The sequence below is a fragment of the Nitrosomonas sp. genome, assembly GCF_021731985.1.
Classification (GTDB): Bacteria; Pseudomonadota; Gammaproteobacteria; order Burkholderiales; family Nitrosomonadaceae; genus Nitrosomonas.
In genome coordinates, this window is record NZ_JAKFWH010000086.1 from 1 (window position 1) to 4,383 (window position 4,383).

Below are 4,383 nucleotides of genomic sequence, written 5' to 3' on the forward strand. Positions count from 1 at the left end.
ATCGCGCACTACCTGTGCTTTTTGGTCGATTGTGACTGTCATAAATTTCTCCGATTAAAATACCCAGTGTAAAGAGCCGGAATTTTACTCTTTAATATTACTCTTGTCCAAACCAGATCAAGGTGTAGGGGTATTGAATGCTAATGCGCAATGTGTGATAGAAAACGGGAATCGCGTAGACAGCGGTTTTGGTAAAACTTTGGAATTGAAGATACTCTATTTTTAATCAGTTTTGATGAAAAATTGCGGGAGTAGCGGTCTACTATTACGGTGCTCTCTGTTCATAGATTGCATGTTTCTGCTAGATTTATGATAAGTTCTATGACAAACCGCGCGCTCTGCTGAAGTTTTCATGAGTCTTCTTGCACCCTCTTAAATTCAAGATGTTATTCTCGGAGTCAATATTTCGTGACAAAATCTCTAATAATTATCATATTCTAAGCGGCCTTCCCGTCGGATTAGTTCGTCGATAGTGAGGCCTACAGCCGATACACCATTGAATACTGTGCCCACTCTTTTCTTGTTAAAGTGCTCCATCATAGTGGTATAGGCTCTGGGCGGTAATGGGAAAAATTCGGCTTCTTTTACTAGGAGAATGGCATTCTTCATATAAAATTCAACAAACTCTTTGATTTCAGGTTTCTCCGTTGCTTTAGCATTGACATAGATAAAGATAGGGCGGGATAGCGGCTGATAATTCCCATTTTCAACGGTTTCGACAGATGGGAGAATGCCGCCTTTCCCATTGTTTATCGCAACTGCTGTTACTTTAGTTTGATTCTCGATGTAATAGGCAAAGCCAAAAAAACCCAACCCATTTTTGTTACTCGCTACGCCTTCTACTAATACATTGTCATTCTCAGATTCGGTGAAATCATTTCGACTTGATCTGATTTTGCCAACGATGGCTTCGGTAAAGTAATCGAAGGTGCCGGAATCAGTATCTGCACCGTAGAGCTTGAAGGATTCATCAGGCCATGCCGGATTTATCTGATTCCATTTGGTGATTTTACCTTGAGCAGCGGGTTCCCATATTTTCTTCAGTTCTGCGACCGTCATGGTTGTACTCCAAGTGTTCTCCGGATTCACCGTCACAGTTAATGCATCAAATGCTACAGGGATCTCAATAAATTGCACACGGGAATTTTTGCAGTCATTTATTTCATTTTTTAGAATCGGGCGGGAGGCATTAACGATATCAATTTCACCGCGGCAGAATTTCTTGAAGCCTCCACCGCTACCGGAGATATCAACGGTTACGGTGATAGAATTTTTTTTTGCGATCTGAAACTTGTCTGCGGCTGCTTTAGTGATCGGATAAACGGTGCTGGAGCCATCAATTTTGATAATTGATTGAGCATTTGCAGCACTGATAATGCTGATTGATCCACTCAATAAAATAGACATGCTCAGTAACTTCAGGTTGTGTAATTGTAACATTTCACCCTCCACTTGATTGCGATAGCTGCAACTTGACTAACAAATTCAGTAGGCTATGTATGAGAATATAACGCATGTTTGTGGACAATAGTAGTTCTTAGTGGATAAGAATTTAAATGCTCGTTAGAAGAATCGAAGCCTGATATTACCGGGAATTCATGTCATGATTCCGAATTCCCGGTTTGCTGAGCTGCAATTTTAGCTGCTGATTTCTCAAACAAATTTAGAAGTCAACGGTAACCTGCGTCAGGAATGAGCCAAAATCAGCATTATTCCATCCGTGAGTACGTGCACCAGCGCCGCCTGAATACCCATTTGTGTTCGTGGTTGGAGTTCCCGCTGTGTTGATATCCAGCATGTAAATAACATTGCTTTGGAATTTAACATTCGAATGGGGATACCAATTTAAACCGAACCTAACCATATCTGCTTTTCCGCCTTTGATCACGCCAGAGTTCATGTCAATGTAATCATAGCCTGCAGCGACTTCCCATGCGCCCCAGCCTGCGCCGTTCCACTGAAAAGGACGATTAGGTTTAATCCGGTTTGCCGCACCATTTCTGACATGATAAGCCTTAGATTCGCCGGTCAGGAAATAGCTTGCAAAACCGTAATAGCCTGTCAGATGTTCATCGTTGTATCCAGTACCATTGATATTGGTGCGTAAGTATTCGCCTTGTGCAGAGAACGGGCCATAAACAAGCCAGGATTCTGCGCCATAACGATCGTAACTGCTCACGCGGCGGTGAAGCGGATCGCTCAGAGCGCCTGTACTCAAGTTGCCGGTATTCAGTATGTTGGTGCGATCTACGTTGGTTCCTGGGAAGGCAAAGAACGACATCCCGCCGCCGCCGCCGTTTGATCCTTCACCAACCATCGTGCCGTCAGCCCGATACTGGGTGTTAACTGCAGTGTGCCCTGCAGAGATACCGACATGCATAAATTTGGTTTCGCTTTCCATCCAGGGACGACCGCTAATACGGCCAATGCCTTGCCAGCCGGTATCGCCAGAACCGTTATTGCGGCTTTGATTGCCGTTGGCGTTTACTGAGGTGGAAGCAGCCGACCAAGAACCAATAGGTTCTGTTTGAAAAGCCAATCCGGTCTGCCACCGTTGAACCGCGTAGTTGGCGCCGATACCTGTCTTGTAAGTATTCGGATTGTCGACGAATGAGTTGACCGACATATGACGTTCAATGAAAGTTAGGTAACGGTTACTAGCGGCTTCTTCCAAACTGAATGGCTCCTTGAATGAGCCAATTTTATAAGATAATGCATTGGTATGATTTAAGCGTACAAATGCGTCGGTAATTCCAGATCCAACTGAACCATTACCACGGCTAAAGTCGTACTCGAACTTATAATCCCATACTTTGTAAAAAGTACCTTCAACGCCAAGACGTGCACGGCGGATATTCATGCCGCTATTCAATTCATTGGGCGTGTTGGTTCCGAAAGCAGGGTCAGGTTCATTGATAAAATTGTATTGTGAGGCAGGTTGTATCCGTCCATTGAGCGATACTGAAAAATTGCCATCCTTGGTTGACCAATGCAGACCACGGTCATCAAAATTTCCGTGTATTTTTTCAACTTCCTTGACGCGTTCGTCGAGTACTGAAACTTGGTTCTTAAGTTGTTCTTTTTCAGCTTTTTCTCGCAACCTTGTAAGGCGATCACCCTTGGTCTTATCGCCCGCTTCTGTTCTCTGATACTCATGGGCTGGGGCTAATTCAGTCACTTCAGTGTTTTTCGAAGATTCGGCCATAGTTTGCGATGGAGCCGCGGGTATTTTCGGTGTTTCTGTTTTAGCAGATGCTTGCCCAGATTTTTCATATGTACCCATATGTACTCGGCCAGGCCCGGGTTCTGCAAAAATTTGCTTGGTTTTTGTGTCAACATATAAGTCAAGCGCAAAAGCATTGGACATGACGCTTAAATTTATTACAACTAGGATTGCCATGGTAAGTCTGAATAATCGCATGATCGGTCTTTGATCCAGGGTTTAAAAGATGGCAATCTTTATATCGTAGGAATGTTACAGTTTTATGACAGTTACATTTTTGTGACATTTTTATGACAAATTTCAAGGTATTTTTATTCGGAATCTCTTTGATTAATTTGCTAATCGACTGCATTTAAATTGATCTTTTACTAAAATATAAATCAGTATTTTATGTGCGGGTAACAATTACTCGGTAGAGTGCATGGTTTATCATGACTTGATTTTTTGGGGATTGATGGGAACTTTCCTTGTGAAATGACCTGTCCTATGAGGGTGTTTGGTTGAAGTTATATTTTTCATACTAAGCACTGATTTCTATTAACTAGCTTGTCGAATTAATTAATAGGAGGTAACAAAAATGGCAACAACTTATGGCACAACGAACGCGAGTTCGAGCGCTAACTATGACATGTCGCTGTGGTACGATTCCAAGTACTACAAGATAGGAATGCTCACCATGTTATTGGTAGCGATATTTTGGATCTGGTATCAAAGGACATTTGCTTATTCACATGGCATGGACTCGATGGAACCGGAATTTGACAAAGTGTGGATGGGGCTGTGGCGCGTACACATGACCCTGATGCCTTTATTTGCATTGATCACCTGGGGCTGGATACTGAAGACCCGTGACACGAAAGAACAACTGGACAACTTGGATCCTAAGTTAGAGATCAAACGTTATTTCTACTGGATGATGTGGCTGGGAGTTTATTTATTTGGTGTTTACTGGGGCGGCAGCTTCTTCACCGAACAAGATGCATCCTGGCACCAAGTGATTATTCGTGACACCAGCTTTACCCCAAGTCACGTCGTGGTGTTTTATGGTTCATTCCCGATGTACATTGTATGTGGCATAGCCTCATACCTGTACGCGATGACCCGTCTGCCACTGTATAGCCGCGGCACATCATTCCCGCTGGTTATGGCAATTGCAGGCC

Annotated in this window: 3 protein-coding genes; 1 reads left to right on the forward strand and 2 read right to left on the reverse strand. The window is 43.3% G+C overall.

Annotated features, from left to right (window positions below; translation table 11 throughout):
• Positions 1-420 precede the first annotated feature (420 nt).
• Both QZ942_RS13040 and QZ942_RS13045 read right to left on the reverse strand, forming a co-directional pair.
• On the reverse strand, positions 421-1,440 hold the full coding sequence (locus QZ942_RS13040) for a PstS family phosphate ABC transporter substrate-binding protein (protein WP_292996302.1): 1,020 nt from the start codon (positions 1,438-1,440) through the stop codon (positions 421-423).
• A 223-nt stretch (positions 1,441-1,663) separates the two neighbouring features.
• Complete coding sequence (locus QZ942_RS13045) at positions 1,664-3,400, reverse strand: porin (RefSeq protein WP_292996304.1); 1,737 nt, start codon at positions 3,398-3,400, stop codon at positions 1,664-1,666.
• Between the two features lie 400 nt (positions 3,401-3,800).
• On the opposite strand from QZ942_RS13045, the gene QZ942_RS13050 reads away from it, so the two are divergent.
• Positions 3,801-4,383 (forward strand): methane monooxygenase/ammonia monooxygenase subunit C (locus QZ942_RS13050; protein ID WP_292996307.1); only part of this gene is annotated, 583 nt, incomplete at its 3' end.